Raw genomic sequence first — 21,047 nt, forward strand, 5'->3', positions numbered from 1 at the left:
GAATTGGAATGAGTAGTTACCGAATGGAATAACGACCCAGGATTGCTGATAACATTTTGTGCTTAACAAATGATATTGCTGGTGTTTCGGAGCAAATCAAATTGTGCAAGCGTCATCACAGTTTCATACTATCTCGGAATTTTTTTAGCATGACCGGATGTCAGAAAAGGACGCTAACTATGTTTGCCACTCTCCGCCGCACTGTGCTGGCTGCACTGCTCGCGGGCGGTTTGCCTTTCTTTGTTCAGGCTGCGAGCACTTCCACCGCGCCGGGGCATTTTGCCGAACAGCAGTTACGCCATATCGCCACTTATTTCCCCGGCCGCATGAGCGGCAGTCCCGCCGAGTTGCTGACTGCCGATTATCTGCAGCAGCAGTTCAGCCAGTTGGGATATCAGAGTAATACCCGCCAGTTTAAAACCAGCTATAGCTGGCTGGAGAAAAAGGGCGAGAGCCGCACCCACAAAGTTACGGCCACGTCGGTGATTGCCGCGCGGGCCGGTGAAGTGCCGCAGGAGATCCTGATCGTTACGCATCTGGATACCTGGACGCCGCTCAGCCGCCACGAAGCCGATAACAATCTCGGCGGCCTGCGTTTGCAGGGCGTGGATGACAATGCCTCCGGGCTTGGCGTGATGCTGGAGCTGGCGCAGGCGCTAAGCAAAACGCCGCTGCACTACGGCGTGCGCTTTGTGGCGCTGAGCGCCGGTGAAGCGGGTTTGCACGGCATGGATGATTATCTGGCGCGCATGAGCGCGCAGGAGAAGAAGAACACGCTGCTGGTGATCGATCTGAATAGCCTGATTGTCGGCGATCATCTCTACTTTAACAGCGGCATCAATACGCCAGCGGCAGTGCGCAAACAGACCAGCGCGCGTGCCGTGCAGCTGGCGCACCGTTACGGTATCTCCGCCGCCAGCCACGCGATGACCGCACGCGATTATCCCGGCGTCAATCCGTTCGACAAAGCCGGCATGCCACTGATGGATGTCACCGCCGCCAACTGGACGCTGGGCAACAAAGATGGGCAGCAGCAGCGCGCGCATTCCAGCCACTTCCCGGAAGGCAATGTGCGCCATCAAACCGAGCGCGATAATCTCAACTACCTCGATCACTGGCTGCCTGGCCGCATCACCCAGCGCACGCATGACAGCGTAAAGATTCTGTTGCCGCTGCTGACCGAGCTTGCTAATCCGACAACCTGAGGATTCCCTATGTACGTGGTTTATCTAGACTATTTTCGTCCGGTAGAAGAAGTGGAAGCGTTACTGGAACCGCACATTAGCTGGCTGGATCGCTATTTCGCTAACGGCGTGTTTATTGCGGCGGGACGCAAAGATCCACGCACCGGCGGCGTGCTGTTGGTGAAGGATATTGATCGTGCGCGATTAGATACCATCCTGGCGGAAGATCCGTTTGTGGCGGTGGCGCATTATGAAGTGACGAAAGTGAATGTGACGCGTGCGGCGGAAGAGTTTGCGGGGTTGCAGGGGGTTTGATTGTGCTGGCAGTCCCAGATTGTGCTGGCTGTCCCCCATCCCGGCCTTCCCCCGCTTGCGGGGGAAGGAGACGCTGCCACATGCAACTTCAACACTCACATGTGGCAGCATCTTCCTCCCCCATTCATGGGGGAGGACCGAGGAGGGGGAAAGCGAGCACAAACCAAGGATGGGGGACAACGAGCACCTACCAATCAACCTTCATGCAACCCGCACTCGCGCTTCAGGCCGAAGAAGCGTGTCTCTTCCTCTGCCATGCCCGGTTCCCACTTTTTGGTGGTATGCGTATCGCCCACTGACAGATAACCTTCATCCCACAGCGGATGGTATTTCAATCCGTGTTGGGTCAGATACTGATGCACCTGACGGTTATCCCAATCAATGATCGGCAAAATCTTGAACACGCCGCGCTGCACCGCCAGCACCGGCAAACTGGCGCGACTGCCAGACTGATCGCGGCGCAGGCCAGCAAACCAGGTTTGCGCGCCCAGCGTTTCCAGCGCGCGGTTCATCGGTTCCACTTTATTGATCTGGTTATACTGCTCAATCCCTTCGACGCCCTGCTCCCACAGTTTGCCGTAACGCGCTTCCTGCCATGCCGCTGAAGTTTCCGCACGGAAGATTTGCAGGTTGAGATTGAGCTTGTCGGTCAGCTCATCAATAAAGCGGTAAGTTTCCGGGAACAGATAACCGGTATCGGTCAGGATCACCGGAATGTCCGGCTTCTGCTGCGTCACCATATGCAGCAAAACCGCCGCCTGAATACCGAAGCTGGATGACAGCACAAATGCGCCCGGCAGCTGTTCTAATGCCCAGCCCACGCGTTGTTCAGCGGAGAGTTTCTCCAGCTGCACATTGCTTTCCGCCAGCGCCATGATGCGGTCAACTTTTGATGAACCATTCAGTGCTGCGAGATCGAGTACCGTCATACTGCCTCCGAGTCCCAGAAATCACGGGCGGGATCAACCACGGCTTTAATGATGCCGGTGCGAATCACGAAGTCGCCGAAGCCTTCGTTGGCCTGACGCTCGGTTGCCCAGCGCGCCACCAGCTCATCAATGCTGGCGAGGATTTCACCTTCGTTGATGTTCTCGCGGTACATGCGTGGAATGCGCGTACCTTCACGGTTGCCGCCAATGTGTAAGTTGTAACGGCCCGGCGCTTTGCCCACCAGACCTAACTCCGCCAGCAAAGCACGGCCACAACCATTTGGGCAACCGGTAACGCGTAACACTATGTGCTCTTCGCCGACACCATGCTTATGCATGATCTCTTCCACTTTGGTCACGAACGACGGCAGGAAGCGCTCGGCTTCGGCCATCGCCAGCGGACAGGTCGGGAACGCCACACACGCCATCGAGTTCTCACGCTGCGGCGTGACCGCTTCCATCAATCCGTGTTCACGGGCGATGGCTTCGATCTGCGCTTTTTGCTTCTCCGGCACGCCAGCCACAATCAGGTTCTGGTTAGCCGTCAGACGGAAATCGCCCTGATGGATTTTGGCAATTTCGGCGATGCCGCGCTTCAGCGGACGGCCAGGATAATCCAGCAGACGGCCGTTCTCAATGAACAGCGTCAGGTGCCATTTCTCATCGATGCCTTTCACCCAGCCAACGCGATCGCCGCGCGAGGTGAACGCATACGGACGAATCGGTTCGAAGGTCAGACCGGCACGCTTTTCCACTTCCGCTTTGAAGGTTTCAACACCGACGCGTTCCAGCGTGTATTTGGTCTTGGCATTTTTACGATCGGTACGATTCCCCCAGTCGCGCTGCGTGGTGACCACCGCAGCCGCCACGTCGAGGATCTTCTCGACCGGCAGAAAGCCGAATTCGCTTGCGGTGCGCGCATACGTTGCTTTGTTGCCGTGATCAATCGACAAGCCACCGCCCACCAGCAGGTTAAAGCCAATCAGCTTGCCCTGCTCGGCGATGGCGATGAAGTTCAGGTCATTGGCGTGCAGATCGACATCGTTATGCGGCGGCACCACCACCGTGGTTTTGAATTTACGCGGCAGATAGGTTTCGCCAAGAATCGGCTCTTTATCGGTGGTGGCGACCTTCTCTTTGTCCCACCAGATTTCCGCGTAAGCGCGGGTTTGCGGCAGCAGATGCTCTGACAGCTTTTTCGCCCACTCGTACGCTTCCTGATGCAGCTCTGATTCCACCGGATTCGAGGTGCACAGCACGTTACGGTTCACGTCGTTGGCGGTCGCCAGCGCATCCAGCCCGACTTCGTGCAGCATCTGGTGCGTCGGCTTGACGTTCTTCTTCAGAATGCCGTGAAACTGGAAGGTTTGGCGGTTGGTCAACCGGATGCTGCCATAAATGGTTTTATCGGTGGCGAATTTATCAATCGCCAGCCACTGCGTTGGCGTGATGATGCCGCCCGGCAGACGGCAACGCAGCATCATGGCGTGACGCGGTTCGAGTTTCTGCGCTACACGCTCGGCACGAATGTCGCGGTCATCCTGCTGGTACATACCGTGGAAACGGATCAGCAGGAAGTTGTCGCCAGTGAAGCCGCCGGTCAGGCCATCGTCGAGATCGTCGAGGATGGTGCCGCGCAGGTAGTTGCTCTGTTTTTTCAGACGCTCAGCGTCGACCAGCTTGCCTTCAACGACCAGCGGTCCAGGATGTTTTTCGCTCATTAGTAAACGTCTCGCTGATAACGGCGCTCAATGCGCAGCTCACTTAAAAATTCGTCAGCCGTTTCACGATCCATGCCGCCGTGTTCGACCACCACATCCAGTAATGCCTGCTCAACGTCTTTCGCCATACGATTGGCGTCGCCGCAGACGTAAAGGTGTGCGCCTTCCTGTAACCAGCTCCACACCTCCGCACCTTTGGCGCGGATTTTATCTTGTACGTAAACCTTCTCGGCCTGATCGCGCGACCATGCCAGATCAATATGGGTCAGCAGGCCATCTTTGACATACTTCTGCCACTCCACCTGATAGAGGAAATCATCGGTGAAATGCGGGTTACCGAAGAAAAGCCAGTTTTTACCGCCTGCGCCATCGTTATCGCGCTGCTGCATAAAGGCGCGGAACGGCGCGATGCCGGTGCCCGGACCAATCATGATCACTGACGTTTCCGGGTTAGCCGGTAAACGGAAGTTATCGTTGTGCTCGATGAAGACGCGAATTTCGCCATCCTCTTCGATACGATCCGCTAACCAGGTTGAGGCGCCGCCGCCGCGCTGGCGACCGTCGATTTCAAAGCGCACCGCACCCACGGTGATGTGCACTTCGGTTTCGTTCTCCGCCTGCGATGAGGCGATGGAGTAGAGGCGCGGCGTCAGCGGACGCAGCAGGCCGGTTAATTGTTCGGCATTCAGTTCGGTCGGTGCCTGACGCACCATATCGACAATCGGGAAGCTCTGCGCATAACTCTGCAGCTTCGGCTTGTCACCGGCCAGCGCCAACAGCGCATCATTGCGGGATAGCGCCGCATACTGTTCAACGATTTGTGGCGTGTTAACCGTCAGTTCGAAATGGGTTTTCAGCGCTTCGGCTAGCGGCAGGGTTTTGCCCTGCACCTCAACCTGCTCGTCACCTTTCAGCCACACCAGCTGCAGCAGTTCCTGCACCAGCTCGTCATCGTTTTCAAACCACACGCCGAGTGCGTCGCCCGGCTGGTAGCGCAGGCCAGAATCGCCAAGGTCGATCTCAATGTGACGCACATCTTTATCCGAATCGCGTCCGGTGATCTTCTGGTTGGCCGCCAGGCTGGCCACCAGCGGCTCTTCTTTGGTGTACGGGCTGCTGTCGACCAGGTTAACGCTGCCCGCCGCGGTGATGGCGGCCTGTGCTGGCGATTCGCTCGGCACACGCGCTTTCAGAATCTCGGTGATCTGCTGACGCCAGGCGTTCGCCTGCTCTTTGTATTCAACATCGGCATCCACACGATCCAGCAGACGTTCTGCACCCAGCTCAGCCAGACGTTCATCAAAGTCTTTACCGGCTTTGCTGAAAAACTCATAAGAGGTATCGCCGAGACCGAATACCGCAAACGCTGTGCCTGCAAACTTCGGCGCTTTCTTCGACAGCAGGAATTTATGCAGCGCCACCGCTTCTTCCGGCGGCTCGCCCTCGCCTTGCGTGGAAGTCACCACCACTAGCAGCTTTTCCTGACCGATCTGCTTGAATTTATAATCGCCGGCGTTAACCAGATTGACGCTCAGCTTGGCAGCCAGCAGGTCATCACGCAGTTGCTCAGCCAGGCGACGCGCGTTACCGGTCTGCGAGGCGGAGATCAGCGTGATGATCGGGGTTTCTGCCTGCACAGGCGCTGGCGCGGCAGCCGCACCCGGCGTCTGATTGACCATGCCCCAGAAATAGCCGGAGAGCCAGGCCATCTGAGTGGTGTTGAAATCCGTGGTCGCCGCCTGTAAACGCGCGAGTTGCTCCGGTGATAACGGAAGCAGTGAACCTGGTGCCTGAGTCGTCATTACGTTAAAAATTCCAGTGTCAGAAGTCCGGATCAATATGTTGCGAAAGAGTGCGTAGGTTACCGGGCTGTATATTAACGATTAAATACGCCTTCGACATATTAAATAACCAAAATGACTAAGTGGTTTTTCGGGTAATGTTAACCAGCAAAAGTGGTAAATGAAGGCGATATGATTCAATGAGTTAATTAGGCGTTTTGCTGTCGGCATGGCGCAAAATGCCCTTTTCTTTGCCAGCGGGTGCGAAAAATCTGCAATTCAGGTAGACTTCAGCGGTTTTTAAGTCTGAGAGCCATTATGTCTACCACGTTATTTAAAGAGTTCCAGTTTGAATCTGCCCACCGCTTACCTCACGTGCCGGAAGGCCATAAATGTGGGCGTTTGCACGGCCATTCATTCCTGGTGCGATTAGAAATTACCGGCGAAGTGGATGCGCATACCGGTTGGGTGATGGATTTTGCCGAACTGAAGGCGAAGTTTAAGCCGCTGTATGAACGCCTCGATCATCACTATCTGAATGACATTCCGGGTCTGGAGAATCCTACCAGTGAAGTGCTGGCGAAATGGATTTGGGATCAGATGAAGCCGATTCTGCCGGAATTGAGTGCGGTAATGATTAAAGAGACCTGCACCGCCGGCTGCGTTTATCGCGGTTGAGGTCAGTGAAGCCGTAACCGTGAGTGAGGTCGCCATGCATGGCGACCTTAGAACTCAGGCAATATTCAGGTATTTGTGCGTCTGCATCGAAAGCCGCCAGTTGCGGGCGATACAGGTTTCAATACAGAGCTTCGTTGCCGCATCACCACGGCTGATCGGTTGCAGTGCCACAATGCGCTTTTTATCGTCGTGTAATCCTGCCAGCAACGCATCTAACGCTTCCACATCACGCTCACGCGCCACCGGATGTTTAATCTCATCTGCACGCTGCAGTGCCTGCGGCAAAACATCATAGCCACCGCGCATGTTCACCTTGGGTGAAACCGTCACCCATGTTGCGTCGGAACACTGCACGTCGTGCGTGCCGCTGGTTTCGATCTGGCAGGCAAAACCCGCCGCTTCTAATTGTTCCGTCAAAGGGCGCAGATCAAAAATCGCCGGTTCGCCGCCGGTGATCACCACATGACGTGCGGTCCAGCCCTGACGTTGGATGGTGTCGATCAACATGGCCGCATCGGCGCTGCCCCACGCATCGCTTTCCACGGTTTTGACCAGAATATCACCCAGCGAGGTCTCCCGATCCGCCCGCTTTTCCCAGGTATGTTTGGTATCACACCAGCTACAGCCCACCGGACATCCTTGTAAGCGGATGAACAGCGCCGGAACACCGGTGTAAAAACCTTCGCCCTGCAGCGTCTGGAACATTTCGTTAATCGGGTAGAACATTATTTACTCACGTCTAAAATTTGAGGCGCAGATTATGGCAGATCTTATGCGCCAGGTCACAGCTGCTTCGTGCCAAATAAAAGCAAAAGCCCCGCACAAGGCGGGGCTTCATTCAGACGATGCTGCCCGCAGGCAGCATACTCAGGCGATTACGCCTGGCCTTTAACTTCTTTCAGACCGTTGAACGGTGCTTTGCTGCCCAGCGCTTCTTCGATACGAATCAGCTGGTTGTACTTAGCAACACGGTCAGAACGGCTCATAGAACCGGTTTTGATCTGGCCAGCCGCCGTACCTACCGCCAGGTCAGCGATGGTTGCATCTTCGGTTTCACCTGAACGGTGTGAAATCACCGCGGTATAACCCGCATCTTTCGCCATCTTGATTGCAGCCAGAGTTTCGGTCAGTGAACCGATCTGGTTGAATTTGATCAGGATGGAGTTAGCGATGCCTTTATCGATACCTTCTTTCAGGATCTTGGTGTTGGTTACGAACAGATCGTCACCCACCAGCTGGATTTTGTCGCCCAGCACTTTGGTCTGGTAGGCGAAACCAGTCCAGTCAGATTCATCCAGACCGTCTTCGATAGAAACGATTGGGTACTGTTTGGTCAGGTCTTCCAGGAAGTGGGTGAACTCTTCTGAAGAGAAGGCTTTGTTGCCTTCGCCAGCCAGCACATATTTGCCGTCTTTGTAGAATTCAGATGCTGCGCAGTCCATCGCCAGGGTGATGTCTTTGCCCAGTTCGTAGCCTGCTGCTTTTACCGCTTCAGCGATAACAGCCAGCGCTTCGGCGTTAGAACCCAGGTTTGGCGCGTAGCCACCTTCGTCACCAACTGCAGTGCTCATGCCTTTAGACTTCAGCACTTTTGCCAGGTGATGGAAGACTTCAGAACCCATGCGAATCGCTTCTTTCAGGGTTGGCGCGCCAACCGGCTGAATCATGAATTCCTGGATGTCGACGTTGTTGTCGGCGTGCTCACCACCGTTGATGATGTTCATCATTGGCAGCGGCATAGAGTATTTGCCTGGGGTGCCGTTCAGTTCAGCGATGTGTGCGTATAGCGGCAGGCCTTTAGAGGCAGCAGCAGCTTTAGCAGCAGCCAGTGAAACCGCCAGAATGGCGTTAGCACCGAAGTTAGATTTGTTCTCAGTACCGTCCAGCTCGATCATGATCTTATCGATGTTCGCCTGGTCTTTGGCATCTTTACCGGTTACCGCGTTAGCGATTGGACCGTTAACAGCCGCAACCGCTTTGGTTACGCCTTTGCCCAGGAAACGAGATTTGTCACCGTCACGCAGCTCCAGAGCTTCGCGAGAACCGGTTGATGCACCTGATGGCGCAGCAGCCAGACCAACGAAACCGCCTTCCAGATGCACTTCTGCTTCTACAGTTGGGTTGCCACGGGAGTCGATGATTTCGCGACCGATGACTTTTACGATTTTGGACATTCGATTTTCCTCAGTACAAGTTAGTCAATCCTAAGACAAACAACGCGCGAAAAGTTCGCGCGTTGTTCGTGAAACTTACTTCGCTAAACGCTTCTGGTGTTCCTGCGCGGCTTTCACAAAGCCAGCAAACAGCGGATGACCATCGCGTGGGGTCGACGTGAATTCCGGATGGAACTGACAGGCAACAAACCACGGGTGGTTCGGGATCTCAATGATCTCAACCAGCTGATCGTCGCCAGAACGACCGGCAATATGCAGACCCGCCGCTTCAATCGGCTTCAGCAACATATTGTTTACTTCGTAACGATGACGGTGGCGTTCGGTAATGATTTCAGAACCGTACAACTGACGCACTTTGCTTTCCGGCGTCAACTGGCACTGCTGGCTGCCCAGACGCATGGTGCCGCCCAGATCGCTCTGCTCAGTACGCTGTTCAACGTTGCCCTCTTCGTCACGCCATTCGGTGATAAGCGCAACCACCGGATACTTACAGTCTGGCACAAATTCCGTAGAGTTCGCGCCTTCCATACCGGCAACGTTGCGGGCAAATTCCATCAGCGCAACCTGCATGCCCAGGCAAATTCCCAGGTAAGGCACGTTGTTCTCACGGGCGTATTGCGCCGTCATCATTTTGCCTTCCACACCGCGGTAGCCGAAGCCGCCAGGGATCAGAATAGCATCCAGATCTTTCAGTAATTCGACACCGCGCGTTTCAACATCCTGCGAGTCGATCAATTTGATATTCACGGTAACGCGATTTTTCAGGCCACCGTGTTTCAAGGCCTCAATCACTGACTTGTACGCATCCGGCAGTTCGACATATTTGCCGACCATACCGATGGTCACTTCGCCGCCCGGATTGGCTTCTTCGTAAATAACCTGTTCCCATTCGGCCAGGTTCGCTTCCGGCGCGTTCAGATTGAAACGCTTGCAGATGTAATCATCCAGACCTTGCGATTTCAGCATGCCTGGAATCTTGTAAATGGAATCCACATCTTTCAGGGAAATAACCGCTTTTTCTGGCACGTTACAGAACAGCGCGATTTTAGCGCGTTCGTTCGCCGGCACCGCGCGGTCAGAACGGCAGATCAGCACGTCTGGCTGAATCCCGATCGACAGCAGCTCTTTTACTGAATGCTGGGTTGGCTTGGTTTTCACTTCGCCTGCGGCCGCCATATACGGCACCAGCGTCAGGTGCATGTACATGGTGTGTTCACGACCGACATCGACCGCCATCTGGCGAATCGCTTCGAGGAACGGCAGAGATTCGATATCACCCACGGTACCGCCGATCTCGACCAGAACCACGTCATGACCTTCGCCGCCTTCAATAATGCGTTCTTTGATGGCGTTGGTGATGTGTGGAATAACCTGAATCGTGGCGCCCAGATAGTCACCGCGACGCTCTTTGCGCAGCACTTCTGAGTAGATACGACCGGTAGTAAAGTTGTTACGGCGCGACATTTTAGTGCGGATGAAGCGCTCGTAGTGACCTAAATCCAGATCGGTTTCGGCCCCATCATCGGTAACAAATACTTCACCGTGCTGCGTTGGGCTCATGGTACCCGGATCGACGTTGATGTACGGATCGAGTTTCATGATGGTCACATTCAGACCACGTGCTTCAAGGATGGCTGCGAGGGAGGCTGCGGCAATGCCTTTGCCCAGAGAGGAAACGACCCCGCCGGTCACAAAAATATAATTCGTTGTCATGCTGAACCTGAGAGTTTAGGTTTAAAGACGGTGGAATAACCAAGACGGGAAAATAGTATACTTGAAGTCGTCTTAAGCCACAATTGATGAATCACACCATCATCCTCCACAGGTAAGCCGGTAACATAGCGGATAGCATGGTGCGAAATGTTGATGTACGTCACAAAGTCGACGCAAGGCTGAATCGAGTAAGCTCAAGCGGCGAATTTATGCGCAGCGCTGGAATAATCGCCAGATTCGCTTACTGTTTGTTCTCGCTCACTTTCACCTGCTGCCAGGCGGCTTCCATTTGATCCAGGGTCGCATCGCTCATGGCTAACCCTTGTGAGGCGATGATGGCTTCAACTTCACGGAAGCGGCGCTCAAATTTATCGTTGGCTTTTTGCAACGCGACTTCCGCTTTGCTGCCTAAATGGCGCGACAAATTGACGGTCGCGAACAGCAAATCACCGATTTCCTCTTCCAGCCTGGCGTTATCCACCACCGCTTGCTGCGCTTCGTGCATCACTTCATCGATCTCTTCATGCACTTTATCCAGCACCGGGCCGAGATTGTTCCAGTCGAAGCCCACCGAGCTGCAACGCTTCTGAATTTTGTGCGCGCGCATCAATGCCGGCAGCGCTTTAGGAATGTCGTCCAGCGCCGAGTGCTGCGATTTTTCTGCGCGTTCGCTGTGCTTGATGGCTTCCCAGTTTTTCAGCACTTCTTCGCTGGTTGCAGCCTGAACATCGCTAAAAATGTGCGGATGACGGCGCTCAAGTTTGTCGCTGATGGCGTTGCAGATGTCATCGAAATTAAAGCGCTGCTGCTCATCGGCCATCTGCGCGTAGAACACCACCTGAAACAGCAGATCGCCAAGTTCACCGCGTAGATCGGCAAAATCTTCACGCTGGATGGCATCGATCACTTCGTAGGTTTCTTCCAGCGTGTAGGGCGCGATCGAGGCGAAGGTTTGCTGACGATCCCACGGGCAACCGCGCTCCGGGTCGCGCAAGGTTTGCATGATGGTGAGCAGGCGATTTAAGGGCGTCATGAAAGGATCCTTTGGGAAAATTTGGGGAGAGACTGCACCGATGTCGCATATGGCAGCGTCTCCTTCCCCCGTGAACGGGGGAAGGCCGGGATGGGGGAACAGCCAGCACTTACTAATGCAAACGGCGCGCGTCGATAATATCCGGCACCTGATTGAGACGTGCCAGCACGCGGCCAAGCACTTGCTGGTTATAGATCTCAATATCCATATCAATGGTTGCCAGCTGCTTTTTGGTGTCACTGCGGCTGGAGACGCCGAGCACATTGACCTTCTCGTTTGCCAGAATGGTGGTGATATCGCGTAGCAGGCCGCTGCGATCGTTGGCGGTAACGCGTACCACCAGCGAATAACCGCTGGAGTAATCCTCGCCCCACACCGCATCAACGATACGTTCCGGTGCGTGCGAAATCAGCTCGGTTAACTGGTCGCAGTCGGCGCGGTGAATCGAAATGCCGCGCCCCTGAGTGATGAAGCCCACGATATCGTCGCCAGGAATCGGCTGGCAGCAGCGGGCGATGTGGTGCAGCAGATTGCCCACGCCTTCCACCACCACGCGACCGCTCTCTTTGCGCGCGGACGGCGCATGTGACTTCTGCGTCAGCAGGCGCAGCGCCTCGCGATCTTCCTCTTCGGCGCTCGGCTTGTTGAGCTTGCCCTGCAGGAAATTCACCATCTGATTGAGGCGAATATCGCCGCCGCCAATCATCGCCAGCAGCTCATCCTGCGAACTGACGTTATAGCGCGGCAGCAGCAGTTTTTCCGCTTCGCGCATGCTGATATCCATCTGATTTAGCTCGCTTTCGAGGATCTGACGGCCAGCAATGATATTTTTGTCACGATCCTGTTTGCGGAACCAGGCGTGAATTTTCGAGCGTCCGCGGCTGGTGGTGATATAGCCGAGGTTCGGGTTCAGCCAGTCGCGGCTTGGGTTTGGCTGCTTCTGGGTGATCACTTCAATCTGATCGCCCATCTGCAACTGATAGGTAAACGGCACGATGCGCCCGCTGATTTTGGCGCCAATGCAGCGGTGGCCGATATCGCTGTGAATATGGTAGGCGAAGTCGAGCGGCGTTGATCCCGCCGGCAGATCGACCACGTCACCTTTCGGGGTAAACACATACACGCGGTCGTCGAATACCTGGCTGCGCACCTCTTCCAGCATCTCGCCGGAATCAGCCATCTCTTCCTGCCAGCTAATCAGCTTACGCAGCCAGGCGATGCGCCCTTCATGTCCTGCCGCGCCGCGCGCGTTGCTGGAGGTTGGACCTTCTTTGTACTTCCAGTGTGCGGCGACGCCCAGCTCGGCATCTTCATGCATCTGGCGCGTACGAATCTGGATTTCCACCGTTTTGCCCTGCGGACCCAGCACCACGGTATGAATCGATTGATAGCCGTTAGGCTTGGGATTGGCAACGTAGTCGTCAAACTCACTCGGCAGATGGCGAAACAGCGTATGCACCGTACCAAGCGCGCCGTAGCAATCCTGCAGCCGTTCCGCCACGATACGCACCGCGCGCACGTCAAACAGCTCATCGAACGCTAACGACTTCTTCTGCATCTTGCGCCAGATGCTGTAGATGTGTTTCGGACGGCCATACACTTCAGCACGCACGCCCTCTTTCTGCATCTCGGCGCGCAGATTGGCAACGAAGCTTTCAATATAGCCTTCGCGGTCAATACGGCGTTCATGCAGCAGCTTAGCAATGCGTTTGTATTCATCGGGATGCAGATAGCGGAAGCAGTAATCTTCCAGCTCCCATTTGAGCTGGCCGATACCCAAGCGGTTGGCCAGCGGCGCGTAGATATTGGTGCTCTCTTTCGCCGCGAGCACGCGCTCATCTTCTGGCGCGTCTTTCATTTCACGCAGATGGGCGATACGTTCTGCCAGCTTGATGACCACGCAGCGGAAATCTTCCACCATCGCCAGCAGCATGCGGCGCACGTTATCCACCTGCTCGGAGGCCATCGAATCGTTGTGAATCGCTTTCAGCTGGCGAATAGCATCCATGTCGCGCACGCCGTGCACCAACATCACAATCTCTTTGCCAAAGGCTTTTTCGAGATCCTCTTCGCTCACCACATCGGCGTTGGCGAGCGGGAACAGCAGCGCCGCGCGCAGGCTGTCAATGTCCATGCTGAGCATGGTGAGAATTTCCACCATCTCAATACCGCGCCACAGCAGCAGAGCTTGATCAGGATGGTTGTGCGTTTCGGCTTCACAGTAGCGCCACGCATCCGCCAGTCGCTGACAGGATTGCGGATTGTTGATACTCAAACTGGCGATCCACTGGTCGAGGGCAAATTCGCCCGCCGTATTTAAATGCGCACTTCTAACCGCAACCATATCCTCTCCTGCCACAGCGATGTGGACATCGCTTATGCTTTGCTAAACAGCACCATGGATTCGAGATGACTGGTATGGGGGAACATATCCAGCATCGCGACCCTTTCCAAATGGTAGCCCGCTGACAGCAATGTCTGACTGTCACGCGCCAGCGTTGTAGGGTTACAGGAAACATAGACCACACGTTGCGGCGCAAGTTTAACCACATGCGCCATTACGCCCGCGGCCCCAGCACGCGCTGGATCCAGTAACACCTTGTTAAATCCCTGCGTCGCCCACGGCTGACGCGATACATCTTCCTCCAGGTTATGCTGGAAAAAGCGAACATTCTTGAGATTAGTCTGCTCAGCATTATACGCTGCCTGCTGCACTAATGCTGCAACGCCCTCCACACCTACAACATTTTGTACGAACTTTCCTAATGGCAAGGTAAAGTTTCCCATGCCGCAGAACAAATCCAGCACACGATCCTCTGGCTGTAAATCCAGCCATTCAATGGCTTTGGCGACCATCTGCTGATTCACACCATCGTTGACCTGAATAAAATTCTGCGGGCTAAAGGATAGCGGCAAATTCAACGAGTGATAAAAAGGTTCGCGCGCATTCAGCGCCTGCAAACTTTCACTGCCATCAGACAGATAGAGCGACAGTTGCTGCTCATGCGAAAAGCGTTCCAGTTTTGCGCGGTCGCCAGCAGATAATGCATCAAGATGACGCAGCACCATCAGCGGGCCATTATCCGCCAGCACCAATTCTACGTGGCCTAACCGTTTAACTGCCTGTAAATCGCTGAGGCACTGGTGCAGCGGCTGCAGCAACGCTTCAAGTTCGGGCACCAAAACCGGGCATTGCTTCAGTTCAACCAAATCGTTGCTGGCGGCCTGACGGAACCCCATTTGCAAACGCTGCTGTTTTGGCTGCCACTGCAATCCTAAACGCGCCCGGCGACGGTAGCCCCACGCGCTGCCGCTGATGATCTCATCCACCTTCACCGGCAGCGGCGCTTCGCGGCTTAACATGCGGCTTAATGCGCGCGCTTTACTCTCCTGCTGCAAAGCCACCGAGGCATGTTGCTGCTGGCAGCCGCCGCACACGCCAAAATGGACGCAGCGCGGTGTTTCCCGCTGTGGGCTGGGATTAATGATCTTGTTGGCTTTGGCGCGTGCGTATTTGCTTTTATCATCGAACACCGTCACTTCCGCCTGTTCACCGGGCAGCGCGCCGCTAACAAACATCGCCTTGCCTTTATGGCGCGCAACACCTTGTCCGAAAGGATCGAGGTCTTCAATGGTGACGGATATGCGAGCCTTCGTCGTCACACGCTGTTTTGCGGAGTAAAATTGCGCCATAGTATTGTGAAATCTCTACGTTAATTGGGTGTGCAGCCAATAACCGTGCTTGCACAGGGAAAAAATGCCAGGAGTCGCCAGGCCACAATTATGACCAAATACAGCCTGCGGGCGCGAATGATGATTCTGATACTGGCGCCAACGCTGATGATTGGTCTGCTGCTCAGTACCTTCTTTGTGGTGCACCGCTACAACGAATTACAGCATCAGGTGCACGATGCGGGAGCGAACATCATCGAACCGCTGGCGGTCTCCAGTGAATACGGCATGACGTGGCACAACCGCGATGCGATTCGCGAGTTAGTTAGTCTGCTGCATCGCCGCCACTCCGATATTGTCCGTGCCATCACCATTTTCGACAACAACAATCACGTCTACGTCACCTCGAATAACAATCAGAATTTGGCGCTGCTGCAAAAAGAGGACATCTCCACGCTGGAAGATGGCGTCTCGGTGGAGCGGCAAGGCACAATTATGATTCTGCGCACGCCGATTATCTCTGAACGCTATTCGGTGGATGAGCTGCCGGGCGAAGATGCCAAACCAGCCGGGAATCCGCTAGGTTATGTGGCGATCGAACTGGATCTGCAATCGGTGCGGCTGGAGCAATACAAAGAAGTATTTGTCGCCACGCTGCTGCTGCTGTTCTGCCTGTGCATCGCCATGCTGTTTGCCTATCGCCTGATGCGCGACGTCACCGGTCCCATTCGCAATATGGTTACCACCGTGGACCGCATTCGTCGTGGCCAGCTGGACAGCCGCGTCGATGGTTACATGCTGGGCGAGCTGAGTATTCTGAAAAACGGCATCAACGCCATGGCAATGTCGCTCACCGCCTATCACGAAGAGATGCAGCAGAACATCGATCAGGCGACTTACGATCTGCGTGAAACGCTGGAGCAGCTGGAGATTCAGAACGTGGAGCTGGATCTGGCGAAGAAGCGTGCGCAGGAAGCGGCGCGCATCAAATCAGAGTTCCTCGCCAACATGTCGCATGAGCTGCGTACGCCGCTGAACGGCGTAATTGGCTTTACCCGTCAGATGCTAAAAACCGGGCTGAGCACCAACCAGCGCGACTACATGAGCACCATCGAGCGTTCGGCGAATAACCTGCTGAGCATCATTAATGACGTGCTCGATTTCTCGAAACTGGAAGCCGGCAAGCTGGTGCTGGAGTCGATCCCGTTCCCGCTGCGCGCCACGCTGGATGAAACGCTGGTGCTGCTGGCGCCGTCCGCCCATGACAAAGGGCTGGAAATTACCGTGTGCCTGGAAAAACAGGTGCCGGATAATGTGATTGGCGACCCGCTGCGCCTGCAGCAGATCTTGATTAATCTGATTGGTAACGCGATTAAGTTCACCGAGCGCGGTCATATCGATTTACGCGTTGAGCTGCGCAGCATCAACACTACGCGCGTCGAGCTGGAGATTCAGGTGCATGACACCGGCATCGGTATCTCTGAACAGCAGCAGTCGCAGCTATTCCAGGCGTTTCGTCAGGCCGATGCCAGCATTACGCGCCGTCATGGCGGCACCGGTTTAGGGTTGGTGATCACGCAGAAACTGGTGAGCGAAATGGGCGGCGAAATTGCCTTCCACAGCCGCCCGAATCAGGGTTCGACCTTCTGGGTGCACGTTCATCTCGATCTCAATCCCAATGCACCAGCCATTCCGCGCATGTTGGACGATTTGCGCGCCACGCCGCTGGCGTATATCGAGCCACATCCAGCGGTGGCGAAAGCGGTGCAGGAGATGCTAAGCATCACGCCGCTGCAGGTGCAGCACTTCTCCAGCCTGGAAGAGATGCCCGAGACGCACTTCCCGCTGCTGCTGATGGGTTTGCCGGTCACCGAGCCGCATCCTGCGACGTTGCCGGATGCATTGATTAAACGTCTGCATGCGCGCGCCGATTCGGTGTTGCTGGCGCTGCCGAGTGAAATGATGCTATTTGCCGATGACTTACGGGCGCGCGGCATTGCCGGGTGTATCGCCAAACCGGTCTCGTTGACGCGCTTGCTGCCGATGCTGCTGGACTTACATGACTGGCAAAGCGATGCGCTGCCGCGCGGTGCACGTCAGCCGCTGACGGTAATGGCGGTGGATGACAATCCCGCCAACCTGAAACTGATTGGCGCACTGCTGGAGGAGCAGGTGCAGCACATCATTCTGTGTGATAACGCCGAGCAGGCGATTCGTCAGGCGCGCCTGCACAAGCTGGACGTGATTCTGATGGACATTCAGATGCCGGATATCGATGGCATCCGCGCCAGCGAAATCATCCGCAGCCTGCCGCTGCACGCCACCACACCGATTGTCGCCGTTACTGCGCATGCGCTGGATGGCGAACGTGCGCAGCTCATCAACGCTGGCATGAATGACTATCTGGCGAAGCCGATTGATGAGGACAAATTGAGCCAGCTGCTGCAGCGTTACGCGCCGAACCGGGTCATGCCACAGCCGCAACAGCCGCACGTGGCGCCGTCGCTGGACTGGACGCTGGCGCTACGTCAGGCCGCCAATAAACCCGATTTAGCCCGCGATTTGCTGCAAATGCTGCTCGATTTCCTGCCGGAAGTGGAAGAGCGCGTAAAGAGTGCCATGGCGAGCAATGATGTGGTGGGATTGCGCGAGATTATCCACAAGCTGCACGGCAGCGCCAGCTACAGCGGCGTGCCGCGCCTGAAGCAGCTGTGTCAGCAGCTGGAGAAGAGTTTGCATCAGGAGAGCGATATCGACGCGCTGGAGCCGGAGCTGCTGGAGTTGAGTGATGAGATGGCGAACGTGGCGCGTGAAGCGAGGAAATTGTTGGCGTTGAGTTAGTGCGGTGCGGTTTTCCCCTCACCCCGCCCTCTCCCGCAAGCGGGCGAGGGAGCAAAATATGCACCGATCGGTTCCCTCTCCCTCTGGGAGAGGGTTAGGGTGAGGGAAAACTATCTCCCTTTCCCCAGCTTAATCACCGCCGCCACATTGCGCGCCGTCAGACGCACGTTCTGCGCCGCGTTGGCCAGCGCGTCATCCAATGAGCAGATGCTAAACAACACGCTGAACACCGCATCCAGCCCATGTTGGTGCACCACGCCGACATCCGCGGTTAAACTTCCAGCAATGCCAATCACCGGTTTATTAAACTGCTTCGCGACCTTTGCCACACCAATCGGCACCTTGCCGTTAATGCTTTGACTATCAATGCGCCCTTCGCCGGTAATCACCAGATCGGCATCTTTCACCTGCTCGGCCAGGCCCAAGGCTTCAGTGACAATCTCAATGCCGCTGCGTAACTCGGCCTGACAAAACGCATGCAGCGCCGCGCCCATGCCGCCCGCCGCGCCGCCGCCATCAATGTGTAAAACATCAATATCCAGATCGCGATGAATCAGGTTGGCGTAATGTTCCAGTGCTTTGTCCAGCTGCTGCACCAGTTCCGGCGTCGCACCTTTCTGCGGACCGAAGATCGCCGAAGCGCCCTTATCGCCGGTGAGCGGATTGCTGACATCGCAGGCGACTTCAAAGCGACACTGCTTAATACGCGCATCCAGCTGTTCGATATCGATGCGCGCCAGCTGCGGTAATGCGCCGCCGCCGTAGGCGATTTGCTTGCCGTGCTCATCCAGCAGTTGTGCGCCCAGCGCTTGCATCATGCCGGAACCGCCATCATTGGTGGCGCTGCCGCCAATGCCGATAATGAAGTGATCGACACCGCGATCGAGCGCATCTTTGATCAGCTCGCCGGTGCCGAACGAGGTGGTAATCAGCGGATCGCGCTGTGCCGCTGGCACTAACTCCAGCCCGCTGGCTGCCGCCATTTCGATAAATGCGGTACGCTCATCACCTGACAAACCGTAGAACGCCTCCACTGGCTTGCCGAGCGGTCCAGTAACCGTCAGCCGGACAATGTTTCCCTGCGTTGCCGCCACCATCGCTTCAACCGTGCCTTCACCACCGTCGGCAACCGGTATTTTCACGTACTCAGCTTCGGGAAAGATCTCGCGGAATCCCGCTTCAATCGCCGAAGCCACTTCCAGGGCGGATAAACTCTCTTTATATGAATCCGGTGCGATGACAATTTTCATAGGCAATCCAGCGCGGTTGATGACGGACATCCGTCCTGCGAAGGCAGCGAGCCGCCCGACATCCGTAGACGCCGGACGATTGCACTACCGGGTGATCTCAACTTTCGCTAATTTTTCATAATAGCAGGCTAGCGCGCTATGGTCGGAAGTGCCCTGTCCATCCACTTTCAGCGCCTGCATCATCTCCATCACTGCGGCAGTCAGCGGCAGATGCGCTCCGATCTCATGCGAGGTATCCAGCGCATTGGCCAGATCTTTGATATGCAGATCGATGCGGAAGCCCGGTTTGAAGTTACGATCCAGCACCATCGGCGCTTTGGCATCCAGCACGGTGCTGCCTGCCAGACCACCACGAATCGCCTGATAAACCAGCTCAGGATTAACGCCCGCTTTGGTCGCCAGCGACAGCGCTTCTGACATCGCCGCGATGTTAAGCGCCACAATCACCTGATTTGCCAGCTTAGTCACATTCCCCGCGCCAATGTCACCGGTGTGTACCACCGAACCCGCCATCGCTTTCATGATGTCGTAGCACTGATCAAACACCGCTTTATCGCCGCCCACCATCACCGACAGCGTGCCTTCAATCGCTTTCGGCTCGCCGCCGCTGACTGGCGCATCGAGCATTTTGATGCCTTTCGCCGCCAGCGCATCATGCACTTCGCGGCTGGCCAACGGCGCAATGGAACTCATGTCGATAACGATCAGGCCCGGCTTCGCGCCTTCGATGATGCCGTTAGCACCGAGGCACACCTCTTTAACCTGTGGCGAGTTCGGTACCATGGTGATCAACACATCCACCTGTTCAGCCACCTCTTTTGGCGTCTTGGCCACGGTGGCGCCCAGCTCCACCAACTCTGCTTCGTTACTAACATTATGGTCGCGCACCACCAGCGAATAACCGGCTTTCACCAGGTTTTTACTCATCGGTTTGCCCATGATGCCGAGGCCGATAAATCCAATTTTCATTGCCTTTCCTCTCAGTCAGTTATTTTTTAAATTTGTCACACAGCGCCTGCGTGGCGTTACGGAACACACCCAGATCGCTGCCTACCGCCACAAAGCTGGCGCCCCACTCCAGATAGCGGCGCGCATCGGCTTCCACCGGCGCCAGAATGCCGCTCGGTTTCCCCGCCGCTTTGGCGCGTTCGAAGACGTGTTTAATCACTTTCAATACTTCGGGATGCGCAGGCTGGCCCAGATAGCCGAGCGCGGCCGAGAGATCGCCCGGCCCAACGAAGATGCCATCGACCCCCTCCACCGCGGCGATAGCATCGATGTTGTCCACCGCCTGTTGCGTTTCGATCTGCACCAGCACCGTGATGTTGTCGTTAATGGTGCTGTTGTAATCCGGCAGCGTGCCGTACATGTTGCTGCGGTGCGAAACCGACACACCGCGAATGCCCGCCGGTGGATAGCGAGTAGATGCCACCGCGCGAATCGCCTCTTCCTCGGTCTCCACAAACGGCACCAGGAAGTTGTAGAAGCCGATATCCAGCAAGCGCTTAATAATGATCGGTTCGTTGCACGGCGGACGCACCACCGGCGCGCTGTGGCTGCCCTTCAGTGCCATTAGCTGCGGCACAAAGGTGGTGATGTCATTCGGCGCGTGTTCGCCATCCAGCACCAGCCAGTCAAAGCCCGCCAGGCCCAGCACTTCAGTGGTAAGGGGATTAGCCAGCGCGCACCAGCTGCCAATCAGGGTTTCTCCTGCCAGCAAACGGCGACGAAAAGGGTTCGGCCAGGCATTGCTCAT

The 21,047-nt window shown here is 55.9% G+C and carries 16 protein-coding genes; 4 read left to right on the forward strand and 12 right to left on the reverse strand.

What is annotated here, in order from left to right; translation table 11 throughout:
• Positions 1–179: 179 nt before the first annotated feature.
• Together FCN45_RS14950 and FCN45_RS14955 are read left to right on the forward strand one after the other, a co-directional pair.
• Positions 180–1,205, forward strand: coding sequence for an aminopeptidase (locus FCN45_RS14950; protein WP_137386342.1), 1,026 nt, complete (start codon positions 180–182; stop codon positions 1,203–1,205).
• 9 nt (positions 1,206–1,214) lie between these two features.
• Positions 1,215–1,499, forward strand: a complete 285-nt coding sequence (locus FCN45_RS14955; RefSeq protein ID WP_137386343.1) for a YciI family protein — start codon at positions 1,215–1,217, stop codon at positions 1,497–1,499.
• 194 nt (positions 1,500–1,693) lie between these two features.
• Here FCN45_RS14955 and FCN45_RS14965 read toward each other — a convergent pair whose 3' ends face one another.
• From FCN45_RS14965 to cysJ, 3 genes are read right to left on the reverse strand one after another with little or no spacing between them, the layout of a single operon-like run.
• The gene (locus FCN45_RS14965; protein ID WP_101762598.1) at positions 1,694–2,428 is read right to left on the reverse strand and encodes a phosphoadenylyl-sulfate reductase; all 735 of its coding nucleotides are present in this window, start codon (positions 2,426–2,428) and stop codon (positions 1,694–1,696) included.
• On the reverse strand, positions 2,425–4,149 hold the full coding sequence (gene cysI, locus FCN45_RS14970; protein WP_101762597.1) for an assimilatory sulfite reductase (NADPH) hemoprotein subunit: 1,725 nt from the start codon (positions 4,147–4,149) through the stop codon (positions 2,425–2,427). The genes FCN45_RS14965 and cysI overlap by 4 nt, the downstream gene beginning before the upstream one ends.
• The gene (cysJ, locus tag FCN45_RS14975; protein WP_137386344.1) at positions 4,149–5,951 is read right to left on the reverse strand and encodes an NADPH-dependent assimilatory sulfite reductase flavoprotein subunit; all 1,803 of its coding nucleotides are present in this window, start codon (positions 5,949–5,951) and stop codon (positions 4,149–4,151) included. Before cysJ ends, cysI begins: the two co-directional genes overlap by 1 nt.
• Before the next feature lie 297 nt (positions 5,952–6,248).
• On the opposite strand from cysJ, the gene queD reads away from it, so the two are divergent.
• Positions 6,249–6,608: a 6-carboxytetrahydropterin synthase QueD gene (queD, locus tag FCN45_RS14980; RefSeq protein ID WP_167391191.1), complete on the forward strand. Its 360-nt coding sequence runs from the start codon at positions 6,249–6,251 to the stop codon at positions 6,606–6,608.
• A 54-nt stretch (positions 6,609–6,662) separates the two neighbouring features.
• On the opposite strand, the gene queE is transcribed toward queD, so the two are convergent.
• The 6 genes from queE to rlmD all read right to left on the reverse strand — a co-directional run bounded on the left by queE (position 6,663) and on the right by rlmD (position 15,221).
• Positions 6,663–7,334, reverse strand: coding sequence for a 7-carboxy-7-deazaguanine synthase QueE (queE, locus tag FCN45_RS14985; protein WP_110868307.1), 672 nt, complete (start codon positions 7,332–7,334; stop codon positions 6,663–6,665).
• 149 nt (positions 7,335–7,483) lie between these two features.
• Complete coding sequence (gene eno / locus FCN45_RS14990; protein ID WP_101762594.1) at positions 7,484–8,782, reverse strand: phosphopyruvate hydratase; 1,299 nt, start codon at positions 8,780–8,782, stop codon at positions 7,484–7,486.
• 75 nt (positions 8,783–8,857) lie between these two features.
• The gene (gene pyrG / locus FCN45_RS14995; protein ID WP_007891723.1) at positions 8,858–10,495 is read right to left on the reverse strand and encodes a glutamine hydrolyzing CTP synthase; all 1,638 of its coding nucleotides are present in this window, start codon (positions 10,493–10,495) and stop codon (positions 8,858–8,860) included.
• 241 nt (positions 10,496–10,736) lie between these two features.
• Positions 10,737–11,528 carry a nucleoside triphosphate pyrophosphohydrolase gene (gene mazG / locus FCN45_RS15000; protein ID WP_137386345.1) on the reverse strand — a complete coding sequence of 264 codons (792 nt, stop codon included), beginning with the start codon at positions 11,526–11,528 and terminating at the stop codon, positions 10,737–10,739.
• Between the two features lie 112 nt (positions 11,529–11,640).
• Complete coding sequence (gene relA, locus FCN45_RS15005; protein ID WP_101762592.1) at positions 11,641–13,872, reverse strand: GTP diphosphokinase; 2,232 nt, start codon at positions 13,870–13,872, stop codon at positions 11,641–11,643.
• A gap of 32 nt (positions 13,873–13,904) precedes the next feature.
• Positions 13,905–15,221: a 23S rRNA (uracil(1939)-C(5))-methyltransferase RlmD gene (rlmD, locus tag FCN45_RS15010; RefSeq protein WP_137386346.1), complete on the reverse strand. Its 1,317-nt coding sequence runs from the start codon at positions 15,219–15,221 to the stop codon at positions 13,905–13,907.
• Positions 15,222–15,311: 90 nt separating this feature from the next.
• Here rlmD and barA point away from each other — a divergent pair, with 90 nt between their 5' ends.
• A complete protein-coding gene (gene barA / locus FCN45_RS15015; protein WP_137386347.1) occupies positions 15,312–18,041 on the forward strand; it encodes a two-component sensor histidine kinase BarA in 2,730 nt (909 codons plus the stop codon).
• 110 nt (positions 18,042–18,151) lie between these two features.
• Here barA and FCN45_RS15020 read toward each other — a convergent pair whose 3' ends face one another.
• The 3 genes from FCN45_RS15020 to garL all read right to left on the reverse strand — a co-directional run bounded on the left by FCN45_RS15020 (position 18,152) and on the right by garL (position 21,047).
• Entirely contained in the window at positions 18,152–19,291 is a 1,140-nt protein-coding gene (locus FCN45_RS15020; RefSeq protein ID WP_137386348.1) for a glycerate kinase, read from the reverse strand.
• Between the two features lie 84 nt (positions 19,292–19,375).
• Positions 19,376–20,260 carry a 2-hydroxy-3-oxopropionate reductase gene (gene garR / locus FCN45_RS15025; RefSeq protein ID WP_064738030.1) on the reverse strand — a complete coding sequence of 295 codons (885 nt, stop codon included), beginning with the start codon at positions 20,258–20,260 and terminating at the stop codon, positions 19,376–19,378.
• A 19-nt stretch (positions 20,261–20,279) separates the two neighbouring features.
• Positions 20,280–21,047, reverse strand: a complete 768-nt coding sequence (gene garL / locus FCN45_RS15030) for a 2-dehydro-3-deoxyglucarate aldolase (RefSeq protein WP_101762587.1) — start codon at positions 21,045–21,047, stop codon at positions 20,280–20,282.

The sequence above is a fragment of the Pantoea sp. SO10 genome (assembly GCF_005281435.1).
Classification (GTDB): Bacteria; Pseudomonadota; Gammaproteobacteria; order Enterobacterales; family Enterobacteriaceae; genus Pantoea; species Pantoea leporis.

Excerpts from the sequence above, each read along its gene's own strand:
- FCN45_RS14955 (WP_137386343.1), top strand. The coding sequence starts at position 1,215 with ATGTACGTGGTTTATCTAGACTATTTTCGTCCGGTAGAAGAAGTGGAA.
- eno (WP_101762594.1), bottom strand. The coding sequence starts at position 8,782 with ATGTCCAAAATCGTAAAAGTCATCGGTCGCGAAATCATCGACTCCCGT.
- barA (WP_137386347.1), top strand. The coding sequence starts at position 15,312 with ATGACCAAATACAGCCTGCGGGCGCGAATGATGATTCTGATACTGGCG.
- FCN45_RS14950 (WP_137386342.1), top strand. The coding sequence starts at position 180 with ATGTTTGCCACTCTCCGCCGCACTGTGCTGGCTGCACTGCTCGCGGGC.
- FCN45_RS15020 (WP_137386348.1), bottom strand. The coding sequence starts at position 19,291 with ATGAAAATTGTCATCGCACCGGATTCATATAAAGAGAGTTTATCCGCC.
- queD (WP_167391191.1), top strand. The coding sequence starts at position 6,249 with ATGTCTACCACGTTATTTAAAGAGTTCCAGTTTGAATCTGCCCACCGC.
- cysJ (WP_137386344.1), bottom strand. The coding sequence starts at position 5,951 with ATGACGACTCAGGCACCAGGTTCACTGCTTCCGTTATCACCGGAGCAA.
- FCN45_RS14965 (WP_101762598.1), bottom strand. The coding sequence starts at position 2,428 with ATGACGGTACTCGATCTCGCAGCACTGAATGGTTCATCAAAAGTTGAC.
- pyrG (WP_007891723.1), bottom strand. The coding sequence starts at position 10,495 with ATGACAACGAATTATATTTTTGTGACCGGCGGGGTCGTTTCCTCTCTG.
- cysI (WP_101762597.1), bottom strand. The coding sequence starts at position 4,149 with ATGAGCGAAAAACATCCTGGACCGCTGGTCGTTGAAGGCAAGCTGGTC.
- garR (WP_064738030.1), bottom strand. The coding sequence starts at position 20,260 with ATGAAAATTGGATTTATCGGCCTCGGCATCATGGGCAAACCGATGAGT.
- rlmD (WP_137386346.1), bottom strand. The coding sequence starts at position 15,221 with ATGGCGCAATTTTACTCCGCAAAACAGCGTGTGACGACGAAGGCTCGC.
- garL (WP_101762587.1), bottom strand. The coding sequence starts at position 21,047 with ATGAGCAATGCCTGGCCGAACCCTTTTCGTCGCCGTTTGCTGGCAGGA.
- mazG (WP_137386345.1), bottom strand. The coding sequence starts at position 11,528 with ATGACGCCCTTAAATCGCCTGCTCACCATCATGCAAACCTTGCGCGAC.
- queE (WP_110868307.1), bottom strand. The coding sequence starts at position 7,334 with ATGTTCTACCCGATTAACGAAATGTTCCAGACGCTGCAGGGCGAAGGT.
- relA (WP_101762592.1), bottom strand. The coding sequence starts at position 13,872 with ATGGTTGCGGTTAGAAGTGCGCATTTAAATACGGCGGGCGAATTTGCC.